Raw genomic sequence first — 22,406 nt, 5'->3', positions numbered from 1 at the left:
CGGCAGCACGCCCCGAGCGCGGCGGGTCAGCGCTCGGTGGTGAGGTAGCGCCTCGGGTCGCCGTCGGGGCGGGGTTCGGTGTCGAGCCAGCGACGGAAGCCCTGGGGGTCGCGGCGCTCCAGCTCGTCGAGCAGGGTCTGCCGCATGGCGGCGACCTCGCCGCGCCGGTCCCGGACCCGCGGGTCGCTGATCAGCCCGTAGCTGCGCTGCCAGGCGACGCAGAGCGCGAGTGTGCTCACCGACCCGGGTCGGACCTGCCGCAGGTGGACCTCGGCCGGGACGACCTCGACGGCCATGGCCGCCGGGGTGAGCAGCCCCCGCACGCGCCGCCCCCAGACCGCCCGGCGCCGCCACACCCGGAACGCGCCGCCCCCCAGTGCCACGAGCACCACGGGGACCGCGGCCGCGCCCAGGACGGCGACCAGCCCCGCGACGGCGCCGCCCGCCGCCATCAGGACGGCGGTGGCCGCCGTTCCGCACCGGACGGCGACGCGGCCGCCCCGGCCCGTGCCGTGGACCAGCACGGCGGCGGCCGGGCCGACGAGCAGGACGGCGAGCGCCCAGATCGTCAGGACCACCGCGGGGTAGGCGAGGACCCCGACGACGCAGAGGAGCGTCCCCGCTCCGGTCCCGACGACACGGGCGAGGCGGGCGAGGCGGCCCGGCCCGGTGTGGTCCGACTCGATGTGTTCCGACTCGATGTGTTCCGACACGGCTGTCCCCCCGTCGGCTCAGGAGTGGTACCGCTGCACCACCGGGCAGCGGAACGGGTCCCGCTCGGTGAGGCCGACGGCGTTCAGGTAGCGGACGACGATCCCGTAGGACTGCCAGATGCCGGTCTCGGTGTAGGCGACGCCGTGTTCGCGGCAGTGCGCCCGGACGTACGACTGCGCGTGTCGCAGGTTCGGCCGGGGCATGCTCGGGAACAGGTGGTGCTCGATCTGGTAGTTGAGCCCGCCCATCATGAAGTCGGTCATCGGACCGCCGCGGATGTTGCGGGACATGAGGACCTGGCGGCGCAGGAAGTCGACCTTCACCGTGGCCGGGACAAGCGGCATCCCCTTGTGGTTCGGGGCGAACGAGCCGCCGAGCAGCAGGCCGAGCAGCGCGAGCTGCATCCCGACGGCGGCGACGGCGATCCCGGGCGAGACCAGCACGGCCAGCAGCGCGAGCCAGCCGCCAAGCCGCACCGCGATGAACGCGAGCTCGAGGAACCGGTGGGTACGGCTCCGGTCGCCCCACAGCGTCTGCACGCTCGCGACGTGCAGGGACAGCCCCTCCAGCGTCAGCAGCGGGAAGAACGCCCAGCCCTGCCGACGGGTGAACCAGGCGGCGAAGCCGGTGCGGCCCGCGGCCGCGTCGGGGGTGAAGGCCAGCACGCCCGACCCGATGTCCGGGTCCTTGCCCTCCTGGTTCGGGGCGTTGTGGTGCTTGCTGTGCTTGCCCATCCACCAGCTGTAGCTCAGCCCGGTGAACAGCCCGGAGACCACCCGCGCCGACCAGACGTTCCAGCTCGCCGAGGCGAAGACCTGTCGGTGGGCCAGGTCGTGGCCGAGGAACCCGAACTGGGCGCTGACCAGGGCCAGGACGGCGGCGGGCACGAGCTGCCACCAGGTGTCGCCCAGCCACACCACGGCCGCGATCACCCCGGCGAACGCGCCGAGCAGGGCGGCGAAGCGGGTCCAGTAGTAGGCGTGGCGGCGGCGCATCAGGCCCAGGGCGAGGATGTCGCGGCTGAGCGGTGTGTACAGGCTCGGTTTCGCCGTGCGGGAGGGGTCTCGGGGTCGGAGACCGGTCGTGGGCGCCATGGGACCTCGGCTGTCCGGAAGGAGTGATGGGGACGACGACCGGGGTCAGGGGACGCAGAGGTGGAGTAGCCGGAATCCGGCTCGGCTACACCTGTTCAGCGATGTCGGGCACCGGAGTACTCGGCGAGCACGGCCGCGGCGTCGAGCCGCTGGTTGACCAGGTCTCGGGCCACCTCGACCAGCCGCAGGTTGCGCCCCCGGGAGTAGCGGCGCAGCCGCTCGAAGGCCTGGTCCATCGCGAGGCCCCCGACCTGGGAGAGGACTCCCTTGGCCTGCTCGATGACGACCCGGCTGTTGAGTGCGGTCTGCAGCTGCTCGGCGACGATCTCGCCGCGCCGGATCGCCCGCTCGGCCAGGATCCCGACGGTCGCGACGTCCGCCAGCGCCTGGCCCAGCGCCAGGTCGTCCGCGGGCAGCGGGCCGGGCACGCGGTGCAGCAGGTTCATCGCCCCGATCGCCTCGCCCCGCAACCGCAGCGGCAGCGCGTGCACCGACCGGAAGGCGCCGCGCGTAGCCGCCGCGGCGACGAACCGCGGCCAGCGGTCGGTGGTGGTCAGGTCGGTCACCACGACCGGCGCGGAGGTCCGGACGCTCTCCATGCACGGACCCTCGCCGGACTGCAGCTGCAGCAGCTCCATCAGCTGGGCGTCCTCGCTGGAGGCCGCCACCGTGCGCAGGCCGCCGTCCGCGTCCGCCAGCATGATCGCCGCCGCGTCCGCGGCGAGCAGGTCCACGCTGTGCGCGACCAGCCGGTCCAGCAGGTCGATCATGTCGTAGTCGTCCACCAGGGTGTCCGCGAGCTCGACGAAGGCGCGGGCGATCCGCTGCTCGCGCGTCGGCTCTACGGCGGCGGTCTCCGCCGGGTCCTGCGGCTCGCTCTGCATCGGCACCTACCCAATCTCCTCGGTGAACACCACTCGGCGGGCGACGACATCGTGTGCCACGTCGATGAGCATTCGCTGCTCGATGAAGGCCCTTGCGCGCATCCTGGTCAACGCCTCCTCCGGTCCGATCCCCAGCTGGGCGAGGACCATCCCGACCGCCTGGTGGATCTCGGGGTTGCCGAAGACGCCGTCGCTCAGCCCGTCCACCCCGTTCCCAGGGTGCCCTCGACCGTTGCCGACCGCACCTGCGACGTCGTCGGCGGGACCCGGTGGGCGCGGGCGGGTGCGCCTGCTCAGCAGCAGCATCGAGGTGGTCTGCGCCACTCCGAGCAGGTCCCGCCACTGGGCCGTCGTGAAGTCCCCCGCCCGGAGCCGGTAGAGGTCCAGCACCCCGATCGTCACCGCCCCCCACTGCAGGGGCAGGGCGTAGAGCGCCCGGGCCGGGGTCCGCGCGGACACCTCGACCCCGAACACCGGCCACCGAGCCAGGCGCGCGGCCTCGGTGAGATCGGGCACGGCCACCGGGACCCCACTGGTCGCGGCCTCCAGACACACCCCTTCGTTCAGGGTGAACTGCAGGTCCTCCAGGGCGAGGGCGGTCTCGTCGGTCGCCCACAGGGTGCGCCGGGACGGCTCGGTGGGCAGCACGGAGATCGCGGCCCCGTCGACGTCCAGTCCGGCGACGCAGGCCTCGCAGACCACGCGGGCGAGGTCCTCCTCGGCCAGGTCCTCCGCCGCCAGCCGCGCGACGACCGCCGTGACAGCCCCGCGGTCAGCCACCGGTCGACCCCGGCACGGCACGCACCGGTCGAGTGTGGCTCACGGGCCTCTCCCCGTCCGTCCGTCCCGCTGGTGACGGGGACCCGGCTGGACTCCTCGCGCTCAGCGGCACCGTACCCGCACTGGTCGTGCACCGCCCGAATCGCGGTGCGCCCCCGCAGCGGCTACAAAGACATGCCCGCGACCGCGGGCGACATCCTGCGGTGGAGGCTCCATGCAGATCTGGCCCGGCTCGTCCTACCCCCTCGGGGCGAGCTTCGACGGCGGCGGGACGAACTTCGCCCTGTTCTCCGAGGTCGCCGAGCGCATCGAGCTGTGCCTGTTCGACGCCGACGGCACCGAGCACCGCGTCGACCTGCCCGAGCGCAACGGGCTCGTGTGGCACGGGTACGTGCCGCGGATCTGGCCGGGGCAGCGCTACGGCTACCGGGTCCACGGGCCGTACGAGCCCGCCGCCGGGATCCGCTGCAACCCGGCGAAGCTGCTGCTCGATCCCTACGCCAAGGCGATCGACGGCCGCATCGACTGGGACGAGTCGCTGTTCTCCTACCGCTTCGGTGACCCCGACTCGGTCAACGACGACGACTCGGCCCCGCACGCGCTGCACTCGGTGGTGATCAACCCGTTCTTCGACTGGGCCGGTGACCAGCCGCCGAACGTCCCCTACAACGAGACCGTCATCTACGAGGCCCACGTGAAGGGGATGACCGCGCGCCACCCGGACATCCCCGAGGACGTCCGCGGCACCTACGCGGGCCTGGCCCACCCGGCGATGATCCAGCACTTCCGCAGGCTCGGGGTGACCGCCGTCGAGCTGATGCCGGTGCACCAGTTCGTCCACGACTCCACCCTCGAGGAGAAGGGGCTGGCGAACTACTGGGGCTACAACACGATCGGCTTCTTCGCCCCGCACAACGGCTACTCCTGCTTCGGCACCCGCGGCGAGCAGGTCTACGAGTTCAAGTCCATGGTCCGCGCCCTGCACAAGGCGGGCATGGAGGTGATCCTCGACGTGGTCTACAACCACACCGCCGAGGGCAACCACATGGGCCCCACGCTGTCCTTCCGCGGGATCGACAACCAGGCCTACTACCGGCTCGTCGACGGCGACGAGGCCTACTACTACGACACCACCGGCACCGGGAACTCGCTCAACGTCCGCCACCACGAGTCGCTGCGCCTGATCATGGACTCGCTGCGGTACTGGGTCACCGAGATGCACGTGGACGGGTTCCGGTTCGACCTGGCGTCCTCCCTCGCCCGCGAGTTCCACGAGGTGGACCGGCTGTCGGCCTTCTTCGACCTGGTCAACCAGGACCCGGTGGTGTCGCAGGTCAAGCTGATCGCCGAGCCCTGGGACGTCGGGGACGGCGGGTACCAGGTCGGCGGGTTCCCTCCCCTGTGGACGGAGTGGAACGGGCGCTACCGGGACACGGTCCGCGACTTCTGGCGCGGCGAGCCCTCCAGCCTGGGCGAGTTCGCGGCGCGGTTCACCGGGTCCTCGGACCTCTACGAGACCGACAACCGCCGCCCCATCGCGTCGATCAACTTCGTCACCGCGCACGACGGCTTCACCCTCGCCGACCTCGTGTCCTACAACGAGAAGCACAACGAGGCCAACGGCGAGGACAACAACGACGGGGAGAGCCACAACCGCTCCTGGAACCACGGCGTCGAGGGCGAGACGGACGACGAGCACGTCCTGGCTCTGCGGGCGCGCCAGGAGCGCAACATCCTCACCACGCTGCTGCTGTCCCAGGGCGTGCCCATGATCGCCCACGGGGACGAGCTGGGGCGGACCCAGCAGGGCAACAACAACGTCTACTGCCAGGACAACGAGCTGTCCTGGGTGGACTGGGACCGTGCCGCGGAGTACGACCGGCTGACCTCGTTCACCGCCCGGCTGGTGACGCTGCGGGCGGAGCACCCGGTCTTCCGGCGGCAGCGGTTCTTCCAGGGCAGGCCGCTGCGCGGGCAGGGCGTGGACGACATCGCCTGGCTCGGCCCGGACGCGCAGCCGATGAGCGACGAGGACTGGGACGGCACCCACACCCGCACCCTGACCATCTACCTCAACGGCCGCGGCATCCCGGACCGGGACGACCTCGGCGTCCGGGTGGAGGACGACTCGTTCCTGCTGCTGATCAACGCGCACGACGAGCAGCAGGCCGCCATGCTGCCGGACGAGAGCTACGGCGCCGGGTGGCAGGTCGTCGTCGACACCGCCGCACTGGACGACGGGCCCGCCATCTCCCTGAAGCCCAACGACTCGGTGGAGCTGCCCCCGCACAGCCTGCTCGTGCTGCAGAGCGGGTCGCACCAGTGAGCCGCCGCTGAGCCAGCCCCTCTCACCTGCGAGAACACTGCAACAGGGATCTTCTGGAGAGAGTGCCGGGCCCGTTCCCCGCGCGGGCCCGGCGCTCTACCGTTCCCGACATGAGCGTTCACACCCACGAGCACAGCCACGGCGACACCGCGCACGTCCACGAGCACGGGGCGCACGAGCACGAGCACGTCGAGCACACCCACACCCACACGCACTCCGGGGACACCCACGAGCACACCCACGTGCACGACGCCTCCGCCGAGCAGGTGCACGAGCACGCGCACTAGGTCACTCGAGCCGGGCCTTCGCGGAGTCGACGGCACTGCGCCTGCGGTGCCGGACTCGGCGCCGGAGGGGCCCGCTCAGTCCAGGACGTGCGGGTGCGGGACCCGCGCCGCGCCGTGGTCGAGCTGGTGGTCGAGGTCGACCGCGGCGCTGATCATTGCGAGGTGGCTGAAGGCCTGCGGGAAGTTGCCGAGCTGCTCGCCGGTCGCGCCGATCTCCTCCGAGTAGAGGCCCAGGTGGTTGGCGTAGGTCAGCATCTTCTCGAAGGCGGTGCGGGCGTCGCCGAGCCTGCCGGAGCGGGCCAGCGCGTCGACGTACCAGAAGCTGCAGAGCGAGAAGGTGCCCTCCGTGCCGGTCAGCCCGTCCGGTGAGGCGGCGGGGTCGTAGCGGAACACCAGCCCGTCGGACACGAGGTCGCGGTCGATCGCGCGCAGGGTGCTCTGCCACATCGGGTCGCTCGGCACGACGAAGCCGGCGCGCGGCATCATCAGCACGCTCGCGTCGAGCACGGCGTCCCCGTAGGACTGGACGAAGGCCCGCCGGTCCGCGTCCCAGCCCTTCTCGATGACCTGCTCGTAGATCGCGTCCCGCTGCACGGTCCAGCCCGGGACGTCGGCGGGTCGGGCGCGGTCGCGCGCCATCCGGATGGCGCGGTCGAAGGCGACCCAGGACATCAGCCTGCCGTAGACGAAGTCCCGGCGGCCGCCGCGGGTCTCCCACACGCCCTCGTCGGTCCGGTCCCAGTTCGCGCCGAGCCAGCCGACCATGTCCCGCACGGCCTGCCAGCCGCGGTGGTCGAGCCGGACGGCGTGCCGGTCGGCGAGGTAGAGCGAGTCCAGCGCCTCCCCGACGATGTCGAGCTGCAGCTGGTCGGCGGCGCCGTTGCCGATCCGGACGGGCCGCGAGCCGCGGTAGCCCTCCAGGTGGTCGAGGGACTCCTCGGTGAGGTCGGCGCCGCCGTCGACCCGGTACATGATCTTGAGGGGGCGACCCTCGTGCTCGCCGACCCGGTCGCTCAGCCACGAGCCGAAGGCCGCCGCCTCCTCGGTGTAGCCCAGGCTGAGCAGGGCGTGCACCGAGAACGACGCGTCCCGGATCCAGGTGTAGCGGTAGTCCCAGTTGCGCTCGCCGCCGACCTGCTCCGGCAGCCCGGCGGTCGGCGCGGCGACCAGCGCGCCGGTCGGGGCGTAGGTCATGAGCTTGAGCGACATCGCGGACCGGTGGACCGTCTCGCGCCACCGCCCGACGTAGGTCGAGCGCTCCAGCCAGCGCCGCCAGAACCCCACGGTCTCGTCGAACCGCTCGTCCGCCGCGCCGAGCGCGATGCGGCGGGGGCGCAGGCCGGTGCCGGACTCCAGCACCACCCCGACGGCCTGCCCCGCGTCGAGGGTGACGGTGGTGCGCGCGTCGGGTCCGTCCCGCTCCCAGTCCCGCGCCTCCCCGACGGTGTGGAGGGCGAGGTCGAACGCGCCGTGGCTCGCGTTGGACCGGAACACAGCCCCGTCCGCGGTGACCTCGGTGGTGTGCTCGGCCCGGCCGTAGTCGAACCGCGGCCTGCACTCGATGCCGAACCGCATGGTGCCCCGCACCACCCGCAGCACCCGGACGATCTCGTGCCGGTCGGTCGCGGCCCCGTCCCGCACCGGCATGAAGTCGTAGAGGGACGCCACGCCGTCCGCCGTCATGAAGCGGGTCATGAGCACGGCGGTGTCGTGGAAGTACCACTGCGTGCGGGTGACCTGCGCGGTCGTGTCCGGCGCGATGCGGAAGTAGCCGCCGCGGCGGCGGTCCAGCAGCGCGCCGAACACGCTCGGCGAGTCGAACCGGGGGCAGCAGAACCAGTCCACGGTCCCGTCGGTGGTGACCAGCGCCGCGGTCTGCAGGTCGCCGATCAGCCCGTGCTCGGCGATCGGCGGATAGTCGTCCGGGTAGGCCACGCCACCTCCTGGGTCCGCGGTCGCGCTCGCTCCGCGAGGGCGGGCCGTTACGCCCGGCCCGCCGCCCGCCCGGCGCCGGGCTTGACACCGACGAGGACTATCCGGATGCTCTTCACCTGAAGAGTCGTTCACATGTTCGTGTCTCAGGAGGTACTCATGGCCCAGGGCGCGTCGCTCCCTGTCCGGTCGGCCGCGGCCATCCCGGTCGTCCCGCTGCGCGAGCTCCTCCCGTGGGCCGTGTTCGCCGGGGTGATCCTGCTGGCCCTGCTCTACCTGGTCGGCATGGACCAGGGCGCCACCTCGGTGTTCTCGGGCGAGATGCTGCACGAGTTCGTCCACGACGGCCGGCACCTGCTCGGCTTCCCCTGCCACTAGGCATGATCAGGACGCTGTTGGTCCGCGGCATGCTCGCGGGCCTGGCCGCCGCCGCGCTCGCGTGGGTGTTCGCCTACTTCGTGGGCGAGCCCGCGCTGGACGGCGGTATCGCCTACGAGGACATGCTCGCAGCGGGTGCGGCGGCCGAGGAGCCGATGGTCACCCGGGGTGTCCAGAGCACGGTCGGCCTGCTGGTCGCGCTGGTGGTCTACGGCGTGGCCGTCGGCGGGATCTTCGCGATCGTCTTCGCGGCGGCGTACGGCAGGCTCGGCAGGCTCTCCGCCCGCGCCACGGCCGGGGTGCTCGCCCTGGTCGGGTACGTCGCGGTGATCGGCGTGCCGTTCCTGAAGTACCCGTCGAACCCGCCCGCCTCCAGCGCGGACGACACGATCGGGCTGCGCAGCGGCACGTTCGTGCTGATGGTCGTGTTCTCGGTGCTGGCCGCGGCCGGGGCGGCACTGCTCGCCCGGCGGTTGGTCGCCCGGCTGGGCACGTGGAACGGCGTGCTCCTCGCGGTCCTCGCCTACGTGGTCGTGGTCGTCGTGGTCGGGGCCCTGCTGCCCACGGTCGCGGAGACGCCCGCGGACTTCCCGGCCGCCGTGCTCTACGACTTCCGGATGTCCACCCTCGGGTTGCACGCGGTCCTGTGGGGGGTGCTGGGCCTGCTGTTCGGCGCGCTCGTCGAGCGGGGCACCCGCCGGGCGGGCGCCGAGGTCGCGGCCGGGAGCTGATCCCCGCTCCCGCATGAGACTCCTCGTCCTGCTGGGTACCACCCTGCTCCTGTCGCTCGGCTCGGCCGGGGTCGCCGCGGCCCACAGCGGCGGCCTCGCCTCCGAGCCGTACCTGCCACGCGTCCTGGCGGTCGACCCGCCGGTCCCGGGGCTGTCCGTGGCGGTCGTCGAGGGCGGCGCCCGGCTCGCGCTGGCCAACGACACCGCCCTGCCGGTCGAGGTGCTGCCCGCGGGGCCCCAGCGCGCCGAGGAACCGGTCGTCGAACCGGGTGGGCGCGGGCACTGGGCGGACCCCCGGGTCGCCACCGAGGCCGCGACGTGGTCGGTCCCACTGCGGGTCGGCGACCAGCAGGTCACGGTCCGGGGCGAGACGATCGTGCCGCCGGCCCCCGCCACGGCGGGCTGGTGGGCGCTCACCGCGGGGCTCGCGCTCGGCACCGCGCTGGTGGGGGCCGTCTCGGTGCGGCGCCGGGCGGTCGAGGCCGTCGTCGCGGTGCTGGGGCTCGGCGCGGTCGCCGCGCACCTCGTGCACGTGCTCGGCTCGGCGTCGGTGCCGGTCGACCTGCCCTACTGGCCGACGGTCCTCGGCACCGCGGGCATCGGGATCGGGGCGTGGGTCGCGGCGCTCACCGGGGCGGTGCTGACCGCCGTCGGCACGCGCTGGGGACTGCTGCTGACCGGGATCGGCGGCGCGGTCCTGGCACTGGTCACGGTGTCGGACACCGACAGCTTCGCCGACGCCGTCCTGCCGTACGCCTGGGACCCGACCCTCGACCGGGTCGCCACCGCGGTCACCGTCGGCGTGGGGGTCGGGCTGTTCCTGACCGGGTTCGCGGCGTTGCGCGCGATGACTCCCGACACCCTGCCCGGCACCGAGACCCAGCCGCTCCCCGACCCCTTGCCCGAGGAGACCCGATGATCCGCCGCCTGCTCCCCCCGCTCCTGCTCGTCGGAGCGGTCGCGGGGTGCGCCCAGGCCGCGCCGACAACCGCAGCCGCACCGACCGCCGCGGCCCAGCCCGCCGCGCCGGCCGCGGCCGGGCAGGTCGCGCCGGGGACGTCGGCCCGCGTCCTGCGGGTCTCGTTCGCGAACGGGCGGGTCACCGGGGACACGGGCACCGTGCCCGTCGCACTCGGCGAGCGGGTCCGGCTCGAGATCACCAGCGACACCGCCGAGGAGGCCCACCTGCACGGCTACGACTGCGAGGTCCGGGTCCCCGCGGGCGGGACGGCCTCGATCGACCTCACCGCCGACATCCCCGGCGAGTTCGAGCTCGAGCTGCACCACTCCGGCGCCCCGCTCGCCACCCTCCGCGTGAGCTGATGATCCTCGCGCACGGCGTCGGCACCCGCGGCGACCTCCCGGTCCCGGTCGAGTACGCCGCGGTCGCCGCCGGGCTGGTCCTGGTGCTCACGTTCGTGCTGCTCGGGATGCTGTGGAAGAGCCCGCGGCTGACCGCTCCGCCGCCTCGGGCGCCCCTGCCCGGATGGTGGGTGGCGCTGCTCCGGGGCGTGACGACGGCGGCCGCGCTCGCCGTCATCGTGATCGGTGTCGTGGGCCCGCCGGAGACCGCGGACAACCTGGCCCCCTGGGCCTTCTACGTGACGTTCTGGGTCGGGCTGGTGCCCGCGTCACTGCTGCTCGGGCCGGTCTGGCGGGTGCTGAACCCGCTGCGCGCCGTGCACGCCGGGGTGGCGTGGGCGCTGCGGGTCGATCCCGAGCGCGGAGTGCGGGACCTGCCCGTCCGGGTGGGTCTGTGGCCCGCCGCCGTGGCGCTGTTCGCGTTCGGTTGGCTGGAGCTGGCGGCGCCGGAGCCCGCGGACCCGCGGCTGGTCGCCGCCTGCCTGACCGGCTACGCGGTCGTCCAGGTCGGCGCGGCGACGGTGTTCGGTCGGGACTGGTTCGCCCACGGGGACGGCTTCGAGGTCTGGTCCACGCTGCTCGGGTCGCTGTCCCCGCTGCCCCGCCGCAACCCCCTCGCCGGGCTGGAGGCGGTGCGCCCGCAGCCGGGCCTGGCCGCCGTCGTGCTGGTGCTGCTGGGCACCACGGCCTTCGACGGGCTCTCCCGCTCCGCCCTGTGGACCACCCGCTCGGTCCTCTGGGCCACCATCGGGCTGGTCGGGGTCACCGCCGCCGTGGTGGCGTTGTGGCTGTTGGGGACCTGGCGCGCCGACCCGGTCCGGGGCGACGAGCGCGCGCCGCTGCCCGTCGCGTTCGCGCACACCCTCGTCCCGATCGCCGCGGGCTACGCGGTCGCGCACTACTTCTCGCTGCTGGTCTTCGACGGGCAGAAGGTCGTCGCGCTGCTCTCCGACCCGTTCGGGACGGGGGCGGACCTCCTCGGCACGGCGGATCGGGCCGTCGACTACACCGTCGTGGGCGTGGGCGCGATCGCCGCCGTCCAGCTCACCGCCATCGTGCTCGGCCACGTCGTCGCCGCGGTCGCCGCGCACGAGCGGGCCGTGCGACTCTTCCCGCCCCGCGTCGCGCTGCGCATCCAGTACCCGGTGCTGGCGTCCATGGTGGTGCTGACCTGCGCCGCCGTGGCGTTGGTGTTGGCTCCCTGAGCTGCTCAGACCACCGTCACCACGCCGGTGTCCCCGTCCACCCGGACGCGGTCGCCGGTGCGGATGCGGTCGGTCGCCGAGCCCGTGCCGAGCACGGCGGGGATGCCGTACTCCCGGGCCACGATGGAGCTGTGGCTCAGCGGGCCGCCGATGTCGGTGACGACCGCCGCCGCCCGGGCGAACAGCGGGGTCCAGGCCGGGGTGGTCATGCGGGCGACCAGGACCTCGCCCGGGGCCAGCGCGGCGAAGTCCGCCGGTCCGCGCACCACCCGCGCCGGCGCCGTCACGGAGCCCGCGGAGCCCGGGACGCCCTTCAGCGCGTCCCCCGCCGCGGCCTCGGCGCCGGGCAGGAACCTGCCGAACACGACCTTCAGCCAGCGCGCATCGGGGAGCATCTGCGGCGGCGAGACGAGGGCGCGGCTGCGGCGCAGCGCCTTGCGCTCGGCGATCGGCGGGTCCACGGACCCACCCCGGATCGCGGCGCGCAGCTCGGCCTCGGTGAGCCAGAAGACGTCGTCCTCGCCGAGGTCCAGCCTGCTGCCGAGCTCGCGGAGCATCCGGCGGATCAGCGGCCACGCCAGCCCGACGTCCGTCAGCGCGTCCTCGCGGATCGGCCCGAGCCTGCGCGCCCGCGCGAGCAGGGCGTCGAAGACCCTGCGCCGCAACGGTCCCAGCCGGGCGCGGACGCGGCGGGTGTGCGCCTCCCGGTCCGCCACCAGGCCGGCGCGCCGGACGGCCGGGTCGACGCCGTGGTCGGTCATCTGGAAGCGGATGGTGTCCAGCAGGGGGCCGGGCTCGTCCGCCGGAGTGGGCTCGGCGAAGTCCAGGTTGTACACCGCGTGCCCGTAGCGCGCGAGGTGCTCGCGGAACCGGCCCTGCCACGCATCGTCCATTCCGGACTCCCGGGCCTCCGTGGCCAGCGCGTACAGCGACTGCTCGGCGCGGATGGGCTCGCTCTCCTCGCCGAGCAGCAGGACGTGCGCGGCGGGGTCCCCCGGCTTGCGGACGAGCCGGTCGTAGAAGGCCCCGAACACGATCTCCGCGGAGGCGGCGAGCGGGATCACGGACTGGACCGCCGTGTAGTAGACGGCACCCGCGCGCAGGAGCTCGACGACGCCGTCGAGCAGCTCGGCCGGGGTCAGCGCGGCGAGGTCCCGGGTGCCCCACCGCCCGACGGTCCCGACGTACGTCGGGTGCGCGTGCTCCCGCCACCCGCGCACCCCGCCGCGGGTGCCGGGCCTGGCCAGGGCCTTGATCGCGAGCGGGGTCTGCAGCGTCACCCGGACCAGGCCCGCGGTCCGGTAGTAGTAGTACGCGTAGCCGTTGACCGTGGGGAAGAGGATGTCGCCCTCGGGGAGCGACCGGCCGAGCAGCCCGGCCATCAGCTCCCGGATCGAGTCCGAGACGGCGGGGCCGATCAGGTCCGCGAACAGCGGGGTCAGCGGGTCCGGGAGCTGCTCGACGATGCTGGCCCGGAAGTACGCCCCCTTCGGGTACGGCAGCGGCCACGTCCGCGGCGGCGCCGCCGCGGGCTCGGGCAGCGCGGTGATCGGCCGGGACTGGACCAGCGCGAACTCCCCGCCCGCCCGCACCCACTCGACGTCCTGCGGCGCGCCGAAGTGCTCCTCGGCCCGCGCGCCGAGCCGGGCCAGCTCCCCGACGGCCGCGGCGTCGAGCACGGCCGTGCGCCGCCGCTTCGCGGGCACCGGGACCTGCGCGGTGCCGCCGTCGGCGTACACCGTCATCTCCGCCTTGTCCGCGATCCGCCGCTCCACCTCGGTGAACGTCCCCTTGTCGACGACGTGGTCGTCCGTGCCCACCAGCCCGCCGACCACCGACTCCCCCAGCCCCCGGGCCGCGCTGACCACGATCCGGTCGCGGCGCCCCGTCGTGGGGTCGGCGGTGAAGAGCACGCCGGAGGCCTCGGCCTCGACCATCCGCTGCACGACGACGGCGAGCCGCGGGTCGGCCACCTCCCGCCGGGCGCGGTAGTCGATCGCCCGCGCGGTCCACAGCGACGCCCAGCACCGCACGACGGCGGCGAGCAGCGCCTCCTCGCCGCGGACGTTGAGGAACGTGTCCTGCTGCCCGGCGAAGCTCGCGTCGGCGAGGTCCTCGGCGGTGGCGGACGAGCGCACCGCGACGGGTCCGCCGCCGAGCTGGGCGTAGGCCCCGCGCAGGGCGTCGGCGACCTCCGCGGGGACCGCGGCCGCGTGCAGGGCGGCCTGGATCCGTGCGGCCGCGGCCTCCGGGTCCTCGCCCTCCCGCGGTCCGACCGGCTCCCGCGGTGTCGCGGCGACCGCGACCCCGGCGAGCTCCGGCTCGAGCACCGCGGCACCGGCGAGGCCGGGTTCGGCGAACGCGGCGTCGACGAACGCGGCGTACGCCCCCGTCGTCAGCACGAACCCCGCAGGGACGGGCAGGCCCGCTCTCGCCAGCTCGCCGAGGTTCGCACCCTTGCCCCCGACCGCGGCGAGGTCACCCGACCCGACCTGCGCGAACCACCGCACGGCGTCCATGGGACCAGTCTGGCCCCGGGTCAGGGGCGCTCGCCACGCGCCGCGCGCTCCACGATCCGGGCGATCCGGTTCGCCCGGGTCTCCGGGCGCTTGGCCAGCGCGAGCGACTCCAGCCCCGCCCGCCGGGCCGAGGGCGGGAAGGCGGCGAAGTGCTCCGCGGCGGCGGGCACGGCGTCGAGCGCGGCGCGCAGGTCGTCCGGCACGATCCCGGCCTGGGCGTCGGCGAGCAGCAGCCAGGTCCCGGTCGCCTCGGCGTGCTCGACCAGCGCCAGCCCCGCGGGCGCCATCCGCCCCTCGGCGATCAGCCGTTCCGCGGCGGCCCGGTTGATCGTGCTCCACGCCGCCTTCGGGTTCCGCGGGCTGAACCGCTGCGCCCGCGCCTCGGCGGAGAGCGAGCGCGAGAGGCTGTCGATCCACCCGAAGCACAGCGCCTCCTCCACGGCCTCGGTGTGCGTGATCCCCCGCCCGCCCCGCGGGACCACCAGCCACACCTCGGCGGTGTCGGCGGCGTGGGCCTCCAGCCAGGCCCGCCACCCCGCCCGATCGACCTCCAGCGTCTCCATGTCCCCAGGATGCGGGATCGAAGTGCTCACTTTCTGCACACTTCTGCGCGGCGCCGCAGCTGCGCGGCCCGACCCTCCTCCTGCGGCAGGGCGAGCGCGGCGTCCCAGGCCCGTCGGGCGCCCGCGCGGTCGCCGAGACGGGTGAGCAGCTCGGCGCGGGAGGCGTGCCACAGCGGGTACCGCTCCAGGCCGACGACGGCCTCGACCGCCGCCAGCCCCGCGGCGGGCCCGTCCCGCTCCGCGACCGCCGCGGCCCGGTTCAGCGCGACGACCGGCGTCCCGGCGACCGTGAGCAGCACGTCGTACCAGGACACGACGGCGGCCCAGTCGGTGTCCGCCCAGGTCGGGGCGAGGGCGTGGCAGGCCGCGATGGCCGCCTGCACGACGTACGGGTCGGGCACGTCCGGGCTGCGCCGCAGCCCCTCCCCGACCAGCTCGATCCCCTCGCCCACGAGGTCCGGGCGCCAGCGGGTCCGGTCCTGGTCGGCGAGCAGGACCGGGTGGCCCGCGGCGTCCCGACGGGCGTCGCGGCGGGCGTCGGACAACAGCTCCAGGGCGAGCAGGCCGAGCACCGAGGGCTCGCCCGGCATCAGCTCGCGCAGCAGCCGGGTGAGCCGGACGGCCTCGTCGACCAGCGCGGGGCGCGCCTCGCCGATCGGGTCGTCGCCCTCGGTGAAGAGCAGGTAGACGGTGGCGAGCACGCCGCGCAGCCGGTCCGGCAGCTCGTGGTCGGCGGGCACCCGGTAGGGGATCCGGGCCCGGGCGATCTTCTGCCGGGCGCGGGTGAGCCGCTTGGCCATCGTCTCCGGCGGGACCACCAGCGCCTCGGCGATCTCGTCCACGGAGAGTCCACACAGGACCTTGAGGGCCAGCGCGACCTGGGTCTCGTGGGCGAGCGCGGGATGGCAGCAGGTGAACAGCAGGCGCAGCTGGTCGTCGCGCACGGTCTCGGGTTCCGTGGCGTCGTCGACGGGCATCGCCAGGACCTCCTTGGCCGGCCGCGCCGACTCCCGCCGCAGCAGGTCGACGGCCCGCCGCCGCGCGGTGAGCGTGAGCCAGGCCCGGGGCTCCGCCGGGACGCCGTCGCGCGGCCAGCGCTCGAGCGCGCGCAGGGTGGCGTCCTGCACGGCGTCCTCGGCCAGCTGCAGGTCCCCGGTCAGCCGGACCAGCGTGGCCAGCACGCGCCGGCCCTCGTCGCGGACGAGCGCGACGAGGACCGAGCGGGCCGGGTCCAGGGTCAGCCCCCGAAATCGATCACCGGGCGGACCTCGACGGCCCCGTCCCAGGCGCCGGGGATGGTCGCGGCGACCTTCACCGCCTCGTCGAGGTCGCTGCACTCCAGCAGGTAGAAGCCGGTCAGCGCCTCCTTGGTCTCGGCGTACGGGCCGTCGGTGGTGACGATGTCGCCCCCCTTCCCGCCCTGCACGCGGACCGTGGTGGCGGTCGCGGTCTGGTAGAGCGCGGCACCCCCGCGCAGGATGGCGGCGGCGGCCTGCCCGAACTCGGCGTAGTCCTTCGTCTCCTGGTCGAACTCCGGCCGCGTCCAGTCGACGTCACGGCTGTAGATGAGGGCGGCGTACTGCGGCATGGTGGCTCCTCGGCTCGTGCGCCGGCGTGGGCGCCGGCGTCATCCGATGGACGAACGGGGTGCCGCCGGAATGGACAGCCTCCGCGCAGAACTTCTCGCGGCCGCCTCCCGCAGCGTTTCGCGAGCCGCGCCGAATGCCCGGTCTCGTCCCGTTCAGCCGGTCGACCCGCGCCCATCCCCGCCCCGGCCCGATCACTCCTGGACGCCGAACTCCTTCTTCACCTCGGCCCGCCAGGCCGCGTAGTCGTCGTTGCCTGCGAGGCCGAGCTGTCCGATGCAGTCCGCGCAGCGGCCGACGATCCGCAGGAGGGCCTGCGAGCCGCACCGGACGCAGGTCTGCGGGAGGGCGGTGGAGGTGTCGTCGTCGGACATGCCCCGAGTGTGCCCGACGGCCCACGGCGCGGATCCGGGGCCCGGCGTCGTCGACGGCGAGGGCTGCACCGACCGGACCGCCACCGTCCGACCCCGACCACGCGGTCGTCGTCAGCGCAGCAGGATGCAGCTCGAGCTCGCGGCCGCCAGCAGGCGGTCGTCCGCGTCGCGCAGCTCGGCCTGCGCCAGCGCGGTGCGCCTGCCCGCGTTGAGGACCCAGCCCGTGGCCGTGACCTCGCCGCTGGTCGCGGTCATCGGGCGGAGGAACTTCACGTCCAGGTCGAGGCTGGTGTAGCCGACGCCTGCGGGCAGGGTCGTGTGCACCGCGCAGCCCATCGCGGAGTCCAGCAGCGTGGCGAACACCCCGCCGTGCACCGTGCCGAGTGGGTTGTACTGGTGCTCCCCCGGCGTCATCCGGAAGACCGCGCGGCCGTGGCTGAACGAGTCCAGCGCGAACCCGACGAGCGACAGGATGGGCGGCGGGGGCAGCTCGCCGGCGAGCAGGGCGGCGAACACCTCCATCCCGGTCATCCCGGCCGCCCCTGCCATCCCGGCCGGGTCCTCCCAGGTATGGGTCCGGCTGCGGGTGACGGGTTGCACGTCGGTCATGCGGCCCACCCTAGCTGGATTCCGAAGAAGAACCCAGCACCGGCCGCGCGCGCGGTGGCAACGATCCGGTCGCGGCGATCGAGAACCGTCCGACCCGCCCGCTAGCGTGATCACCCCCGGACCCGGAAGGCCGCTCCCGTGACCTCACCCTCTCGCCGGCCGCGCCGACGGTGGATCCCGATCGTCGTGGCCCTCGTGCTGGGCGCCGTCCTGGTGGTCGTGGTGCGCGCGCTGGTCACCGGAGGCGGCGGGGCGGGGAGCGACGACCCGGCGCCGAGCCGCGCCGACCGGGCGGACTGCGTGCCGCTGAACGTCACGGCGTCGTCGGAGAAGGCGGCGCTGCTGTCCGCGGTCGCGAACAGCTACAACAACACCGACCGGCAGGTGGACGGGCGGTGTGCGGACGTGCGGGTCACCTCGATGGCGTCCGGCGAGGCGGCCGCGGCGCTCGCGGCGGACTGGAACGAGGCGGTGAGCGGACCGCGGCCGGACGTCTGGAGCCCGGCCGCGTCGTCCTGGGCGGGCGTGCTGGAACAGCGGCTGACGGCGGCGGACCGGCCGAACCTCGTGCCCGCCGACCGGCCGTCGGTCGCACAGACACCGCTGGTCATCGCGATGCCGCAGCCGATGGCGGAGGCGCTGGGCTGGCCGGACGAGGCGATCGGCTGGACCGAGCTCGCCGCGCTGGAGGCGGAGCCGCAGGGCTGGGGCGCGCGGGGGCACCCGGAGTGGGGGACCTTCCGGCTCGGCAAGACCAATCCCACGCTCTCCACGTCCGGGCTGAACGCCACCGTCGCCGCGTTCTTCGCCGCCACCGGCCGGTCCACGGACCTGGTCTCCGCGGACGTGGCCGCCGAGCCCAACCGCGCGTTCGTGCAGCGGGTGGAGAGCGGCGTCGTGCACTACGGCGACACCACGCTGACCTTCCTGCAGAACCTCGCGGAGGCGGACGCGCGCGGCAACTCGTTGTCCTACATCAGCGCGGTGACCGTCGAGGAGAAGTCGGTCTGGGACTACAACCAGGGCAACCCCTCCGGCGACCCGGCCACCGCGGGCCGGGGCGCGAAGCCGCGCGTCCCGCTCGTCGCGATCTACCCGCGGGACGGCACCCTGCTCTCGGACAACCCCTTCCTCACCCTGACCGCCCCCTGGGTGGACGCGCCGAAGCAGGCCGCGGCCGCGGACTTCCTGGCCTACCTGCGCGAGCCGGAGCAGCAGCAGCGCTTCACCGACGCCGCGTTCCGCAGCTTCGAGGGCGTCCCCGGCGCCCCGATCACCCGCGAGAACGGCCTGCTGCCGGAGACCCGGCTGGCGGTGCTCGGGCCGCCGCCCGCCCCGGTGCTTGCCGAGATCGTCGCGTCCTGGACGGACCTGCGGAAGAAGGCCAACCTGGTCTTCGTGATGGACGTCTCGGGATCCATGGGCGAGGCGGTCTCCGGCACCGGCCGCACCCGGCTGGACCTGGCCAAGCAGGCCGCCGAGGAGGGGCTGGGGCTGCTCGGCGCGGAGGACACGCTCAGCGTGTGGACCTTCAGCACGCCCCAGGCGGGCGAGCGGCAGCCGTTCCGGGTGGTGGTGCCGCCCGGGCAGGTCGGGGCGAGCCGCGACCAGGTGCAACGCGTGGTGCGCAGCCTCGAACCGGGCGGCGGGACCGCGCTCTACGCCACGACCCGGGCGGCCGTCGAACAGGTGCGGCAGACCTTCGACCCGAACCGGATCAATGCCGTCGTGCTGCTGACGGACGGGGTCAACGAGTACCCGCCGGACAACGACCTGGACGGGCTGGTCGCGGGCCTGGACGCCGAGGACGCCTCGCAGGTCGTGCGCGTCTTCCCGATCGCGTACGGCGAGGACGCCTCGCTGGACGTGCTCAGCGGGATCGCGAAGGCCACCCGCGCGGCGTCCTACGACGCCGGGGACGAGGCCTCGATCCGCCGGGTCATGACGAACGTGATCTCGAACTTCTGATGTCGCTGAGGGCGCGCCTGGCCGATCCGTGGGCGGCGGTGATCGGGGCTGTCGCAGGTGGCCTGACCTGGGCGGTCATCCCCGCGGGCGGGATCGGCATCGCCGCGGGAGCGGGGGTCGCGGCGGTGGTCTACGGCGCCAAGGTCGCGTCGGACGCCGTGCTGAACCGCAGCCCCGAGCCCGATCCGCTCCCCCAGCCGCTCGCCCTGCCCGACCCGCCGCGGGGCAGCGCCGCGCGGCGGCTGCTGGACCGTGCCGAGGAGGCCCTGCGCGCGTTGGACGCGACCGTGGAGGGCGCCGCGGCAGGCGTCACCCGGGACCAGATCCGCGAGGTCGGGGACAAGGCCGCAGGCGCGCGCTCGCAGATCCGCAGGCTGGCGGGCCGGGCCACGGCGTTCGACCAGGCCTGCGGGCAGATCCCCGTGGAGCGGCTGACCGCGGAGCGGGCCCGGCTCGAGCGGGCCCGGCCGAAGGATCCGGCGGTGCGCGCGGAGCAGGACAGCGCCCTGGTGAGCGTCGAGGGCCAGCTCGCTGCCTACGAGCGGTTGACGGCGGCGCGAGACGCCGCGCTCGCCAGGCTGCACTCCACCGCCGTCGGGTTGGAGGGGCTGCGCACCCGGGCCGTCGAGCTGCTCGCCCTGGCCGCCACGACCGGGGACGAGCCGGGTGAGCTGGGCGGGGAGCTCACCGCGAACCTGGGCGCCGAGCTGGACGCCCTGCGCTCCGCCCTCGCCGAGGTGGACCGGCTGGCCCGGGGTTAGCGCTGCCGGTACGCCATGTCCTGGAGGCGCTTGATGCGCTCGGCGATCGGCGGGTGGGTCGAGAACAGCCGCGCCATGTGCTCGCCGGGCCGGAAGGGGGAGGCGATCATGAGGTGGGACTGCGAGACGAGCTGCGGGTCCGGGGGCAGCGGGGCCAGTGCGGTGCCGCGCTCCAGCTTGTGCAGCGCCGACGCCAGCGCCAGCGGGTCCCCGGTGAGCCGTGCGCCGGAGGCGTCCGCCTGGAACTCGCGCGAGCGGCTCACGGCCATCTGCACGACGCCTGCGGCGATCGGCCCGAGCAGCGCGATCAGGATCGCGGCGACCGGGTTCGGCCGGTCCTCGTCGTCTCCGAACAGCCCGGCGAACATCGCCATGTTCGCCAGGAAGCTGATCATCGAGGCCATCGCGCCCGCGACGCAGGAGATCAGGATGTCCCGGTTGTACACATGGGACAGCTCGTGACCGAGGACGGCGCGCAGCTCGCGCTCGTCCAACAGCTCGAGCAGCCCGGTGGTGGCGCAGACCGCCGCGTTGCGCGGGTTGCGGCCGGTGGCGAACGCGTTCGGCGCGTCGGTGGGGCTGAGGTAGAGCTGCGGCATCGGCTGCCGCGCGCGCTGCGACAGCTCGCGCACGATCCGGTAGAGCCCGGGCGCCTCCGCCTCGGTCACCGGGCGGGCGTGCATGGCACGCAGGGACATCGTCGCCGAGTTGAAGTAGGCGTAGCCGTTCAAGGCCAGCGCGACGACCAGGGCGAGGATCAGCCCGGTCCGGCCCGCGACCAGGCCACCGACCAGCAGGACGAGCGCGCTCATCCCGCCGAGCAGCACCGCCGTCTTCAGCCCGTTGAGGTGACCGTGCACCGTGCCCACTCCCGCCCCTCCCCACTTCCTGCCGAGACAACGACCCGGGTCCGGAGCGTGTTCCGCGGGACGGCCGGTTCACCGCCGCCGCTCATGTCAGGATCACCCCATGAGCACCGAAGTCCGCACGACGGTCGAGGACGGCGTCGCCCTGCTGACCGTGTCGAACCCCGAACGACGCAACGCGATGAACCTCGACCTCTCGGCGAAGCTGGTGGCGGCGTTGGACGCGGCGGTGGCGGATCCGGCCGTCGGCGCCGTCGTCATCACCGGTGAGCCGCCCGCGTTCTGCGCGGGCGGGGACCTGTCCGAGCTCCAGGGCGCCGACCCGGAGCGGCTCCGCACGGTCTACGCCGGTTTCCTCTCCGTCGCGCAGTGCCCGCTGCCCACCGTGGCCGCGGTCAACGGGGCCGCCGTGGGCGCCGGGCTGAACCTCGCCCTGGCCTGTGATCTCCGTCTCGCCGGGCCCGGCGCGCGGTTCGACGCCCGCTTCATGCAGCTCGGCCTGCACCCCGGCGGCGGCTACACGTGGATGGTCGACCGGGCGCTCGGCACCCAGGGCGCGAAGGCCCTGACGCTGTTCTGTGACGTGCTGGACGCGGCCGAGGCGGAGCGCGTCGGGCTCGTCTGGCGCCGGTACGACGACGACGCCGCCCTGCTCGCGGGCGCCCTGGAGCTGGCGGGCCGGGCCGCCGCCGCCCCCCGGTCGCTGATCGAGACGACCAAGGCCACCATGCGGGTGACCGCGGGAGCGATCTCGCACACCGAGGCGACCGAGATCGAGGTGAGGGCGCAGGCGGCTTCCGTACACTCGGCGGAGTTCCAGGAGAGGGTCACCGCGTTGCAGGCACGGATCAGCAGACGGTGACCGCGTCCTGCAGGGCCAACCGCGCGGATGTGACGTCACGCCGGGCTCGGGGACACTGCGGGACACAGGGCGTTAACCTCGTCCGGACATTCGAGCACACGAACCGAATCGGGGAATGACCTCGACATGACGACCAACGACACAGCCGTCACGTCCGAGCCCGAGGTCGTCACCAAGGACCGGGTCGTCATCCGGTTCGCGGGCGACTCGGGTGACGGCATGCAGCTCACGGGTGACCGTTTCACCTCCGAGACCGCGACGTTCGGCAACGACCTGTCGACCCTGCCGAACTTCCCCGCGGAGATCCGGGCTCCTGCCGGGACCCTGCCCGGGGTGAGCTCGTTCCAGCTGCACTTCGCCAACTACGACATCCTCACCCCCGGGGACCGGCCGGACGTGTTGGTGGCGATGAACCCCGCCGCGCTCAAGGCCAACATCGCCGACCTGCCCAAGGGCGGGGTGTTGATCGTCAACACCGACGAGTTCACCAAGCGGAACCTGACCAAGGTCGGGTACGCCACCAACCCCCTCGAAGACGACTCGCTCGACGACTTCCAGGTCCACGAGGTCGCCATGGCCACCCTGACCCGGGGTGCGTTGGAGGA

At 74.1% G+C, this 22,406-nt stretch carries 23 protein-coding genes; 11 read left to right on the top strand and 12 right to left on the bottom strand.

Annotated features, from left to right (window positions below):
* Positions 1-26: 26 nt before the first annotated feature.
* The 4 genes from ABD993_RS16140 to ABD993_RS16125 all read right to left on the bottom strand — a co-directional run bounded on the left by ABD993_RS16140 (position 27) and on the right by ABD993_RS16125 (position 3,472).
* On the bottom strand, positions 27-713 hold the full coding sequence (locus ABD993_RS16140) for a hypothetical protein (RefSeq protein ID WP_345418352.1): 687 nt from the start codon (positions 711-713) through the stop codon (positions 27-29).
* Positions 714-731: 18 nt separating this feature from the next.
* Positions 732-1,808 (bottom strand): fatty acid desaturase family protein, encoded by a 1,077-nt coding sequence (locus ABD993_RS16135; RefSeq protein ID WP_345418349.1) that lies wholly within the window; start codon positions 1,806-1,808, stop codon positions 732-734.
* Between the two features lie 95 nt (positions 1,809-1,903).
* Positions 1,904-2,692 (bottom strand): GAF and ANTAR domain-containing protein, encoded by a 789-nt coding sequence (locus ABD993_RS16130; protein ID WP_345418898.1) that lies wholly within the window; start codon positions 2,690-2,692, stop codon positions 1,904-1,906.
* Positions 2,693-2,698: 6 nt separating this feature from the next.
* Positions 2,699-3,472: a GAF and ANTAR domain-containing protein gene (locus ABD993_RS16125; RefSeq protein WP_345418347.1), complete on the bottom strand. Its 774-nt coding sequence runs from the start codon at positions 3,470-3,472 to the stop codon at positions 2,699-2,701.
* A gap of 214 nt (positions 3,473-3,686) precedes the next feature.
* On the opposite strand from ABD993_RS16125, the gene glgX reads away from it, so the two are divergent.
* Positions 3,687-5,798: a glycogen debranching protein GlgX gene (glgX, locus tag ABD993_RS16120; RefSeq protein WP_345418344.1), complete on the top strand. Its 2,112-nt coding sequence runs from the start codon at positions 3,687-3,689 to the stop codon at positions 5,796-5,798.
* A 110-nt stretch (positions 5,799-5,908) separates the two neighbouring features.
* The gene (locus ABD993_RS16115) at positions 5,909-6,085 is read left to right on the top strand and encodes a zinc transporter Slc39a7 (protein ID WP_345418341.1); all 177 of its coding nucleotides are present in this window, start codon (positions 5,909-5,911) and stop codon (positions 6,083-6,085) included.
* A 75-nt stretch (positions 6,086-6,160) separates the two neighbouring features.
* Here the strand turns inward: ABD993_RS16115 and ABD993_RS16110 are convergent, their stop codons facing one another.
* On the bottom strand, positions 6,161-8,020 hold the full coding sequence (locus ABD993_RS16110; protein ID WP_345418338.1) for a glycoside hydrolase family 15 protein: 1,860 nt from the start codon (positions 8,018-8,020) through the stop codon (positions 6,161-6,163).
* Between the two features lie 156 nt (positions 8,021-8,176).
* On the opposite strand from ABD993_RS16110, the gene ABD993_RS16105 reads away from it, so the two are divergent.
* From ABD993_RS16105 to ABD993_RS16085, 5 genes are read left to right on the top strand one after another with little or no spacing between them, the layout of a single operon-like run.
* Positions 8,177-8,395 (top strand): CbtB domain-containing protein, encoded by a 219-nt coding sequence (locus tag ABD993_RS16105; protein WP_345418895.1) that lies wholly within the window; start codon positions 8,177-8,179, stop codon positions 8,393-8,395.
* Positions 8,396-8,397: 2 nt separating this feature from the next.
* Positions 8,398-9,126 (top strand): CbtA family protein, encoded by a 729-nt coding sequence (locus tag ABD993_RS16100; protein WP_345418335.1) that lies wholly within the window; start codon positions 8,398-8,400, stop codon positions 9,124-9,126.
* A gap of 13 nt (positions 9,127-9,139) precedes the next feature.
* Positions 9,140-10,045, top strand: a complete 906-nt coding sequence (locus ABD993_RS16095) for a hypothetical protein (RefSeq protein WP_345418332.1) — start codon at positions 9,140-9,142, stop codon at positions 10,043-10,045.
* On the top strand, positions 10,042-10,449 hold the full coding sequence (locus tag ABD993_RS16090) for a cupredoxin domain-containing protein (protein WP_345418329.1): 408 nt from the start codon (positions 10,042-10,044) through the stop codon (positions 10,447-10,449). The genes ABD993_RS16095 and ABD993_RS16090 overlap by 4 nt, the downstream gene beginning before the upstream one ends.
* A complete protein-coding gene (locus tag ABD993_RS16085) occupies positions 10,449-11,693 on the top strand; it encodes a hypothetical protein (protein ID WP_345418326.1) in 1,245 nt (414 codons plus the stop codon). The genes ABD993_RS16090 and ABD993_RS16085 overlap by 1 nt, the downstream gene beginning before the upstream one ends.
* A 5-nt stretch (positions 11,694-11,698) precedes the next feature.
* Here the strand turns inward: ABD993_RS16085 and ABD993_RS16080 are convergent, their stop codons facing one another.
* From ABD993_RS16080 to ABD993_RS16055, 6 genes are all read right to left on the bottom strand, one after another.
* The gene (locus tag ABD993_RS16080; RefSeq protein WP_345418323.1) at positions 11,699-14,212 is read right to left on the bottom strand and encodes a PEP/pyruvate-binding domain-containing protein; all 2,514 of its coding nucleotides are present in this window, start codon (positions 14,210-14,212) and stop codon (positions 11,699-11,701) included.
* A gap of 20 nt (positions 14,213-14,232) precedes the next feature.
* On the bottom strand, positions 14,233-14,775 hold the full coding sequence (locus tag ABD993_RS16075) for a YdeI/OmpD-associated family protein (RefSeq protein ID WP_345418320.1): 543 nt from the start codon (positions 14,773-14,775) through the stop codon (positions 14,233-14,235).
* Between the two features lie 26 nt (positions 14,776-14,801).
* Positions 14,802-16,010 carry an RNA polymerase sigma factor gene (locus tag ABD993_RS16070; protein WP_345418892.1) on the bottom strand — a complete coding sequence of 403 codons (1,209 nt, stop codon included), beginning with the start codon at positions 16,008-16,010 and terminating at the stop codon, positions 14,802-14,804.
* A gap of 2 nt (positions 16,011-16,012) precedes the next feature.
* Positions 16,013-16,363, bottom strand: a complete 351-nt coding sequence (locus ABD993_RS16065; protein WP_345418317.1) for a YciI family protein — start codon at positions 16,361-16,363, stop codon at positions 16,013-16,015.
* Positions 16,364-16,555: 192 nt separating this feature from the next.
* Complete coding sequence (locus ABD993_RS16060; RefSeq protein WP_345418314.1) at positions 16,556-16,735, bottom strand: hypothetical protein; 180 nt, start codon at positions 16,733-16,735, stop codon at positions 16,556-16,558.
* A 111-nt stretch (positions 16,736-16,846) separates the two neighbouring features.
* Entirely contained in the window at positions 16,847-17,344 is a 498-nt protein-coding gene (locus ABD993_RS16055) for a PaaI family thioesterase (protein ID WP_345418311.1), read from the bottom strand.
* Between the two features lie 186 nt (positions 17,345-17,530).
* Here ABD993_RS16055 and ABD993_RS16050 point away from each other — a divergent pair, with 186 nt between their 5' ends.
* On the top strand, positions 17,531-19,312 hold the full coding sequence (locus tag ABD993_RS16050) for a substrate-binding domain-containing protein (protein WP_345418308.1): 1,782 nt from the start codon (positions 17,531-17,533) through the stop codon (positions 19,310-19,312).
* Complete coding sequence (locus tag ABD993_RS16045) at positions 19,312-20,073, top strand: hypothetical protein (protein WP_345418305.1); 762 nt, start codon at positions 19,312-19,314, stop codon at positions 20,071-20,073. The genes ABD993_RS16050 and ABD993_RS16045 overlap by 1 nt, the downstream gene beginning before the upstream one ends.
* On the opposite strand, the gene htpX is transcribed toward ABD993_RS16045, so the two are convergent.
* Entirely contained in the window at positions 20,070-20,933 is an 864-nt protein-coding gene (htpX, locus tag ABD993_RS16040) for a zinc metalloprotease HtpX (RefSeq protein ID WP_345418889.1), read from the bottom strand. The genes ABD993_RS16045 and htpX overlap by 4 nt on opposite strands.
* A gap of 109 nt (positions 20,934-21,042) precedes the next feature.
* Between htpX and ABD993_RS16035 the strand changes: the two genes are divergently transcribed.
* Both ABD993_RS16035 and ABD993_RS16030 read left to right on the top strand, forming a co-directional pair.
* Positions 21,043-21,801, top strand: coding sequence for an enoyl-CoA hydratase (locus ABD993_RS16035; RefSeq protein WP_345418303.1), 759 nt, complete (start codon positions 21,043-21,045; stop codon positions 21,799-21,801).
* 126 nt (positions 21,802-21,927) lie between these two features.
* The coding region (locus ABD993_RS16030; protein WP_345418301.1) for a 2-oxoacid:acceptor oxidoreductase family protein at positions 21,928-22,406 on the top strand (479 nt) is incomplete at its 3' end.

Origin of the sequence: Pseudonocardia xishanensis (genome assembly GCF_039541715.1) — a bacterium.
In the GTDB taxonomy this organism is placed as follows: Bacteria; Actinomycetota; Actinomycetes; order Mycobacteriales; family Pseudonocardiaceae; genus Pseudonocardia; species Pseudonocardia xishanensis.
The sequence above is the reverse complement of the archived record's forward strand: the minus strand, read 5'-3'. Positions and strand labels throughout refer to the sequence as shown.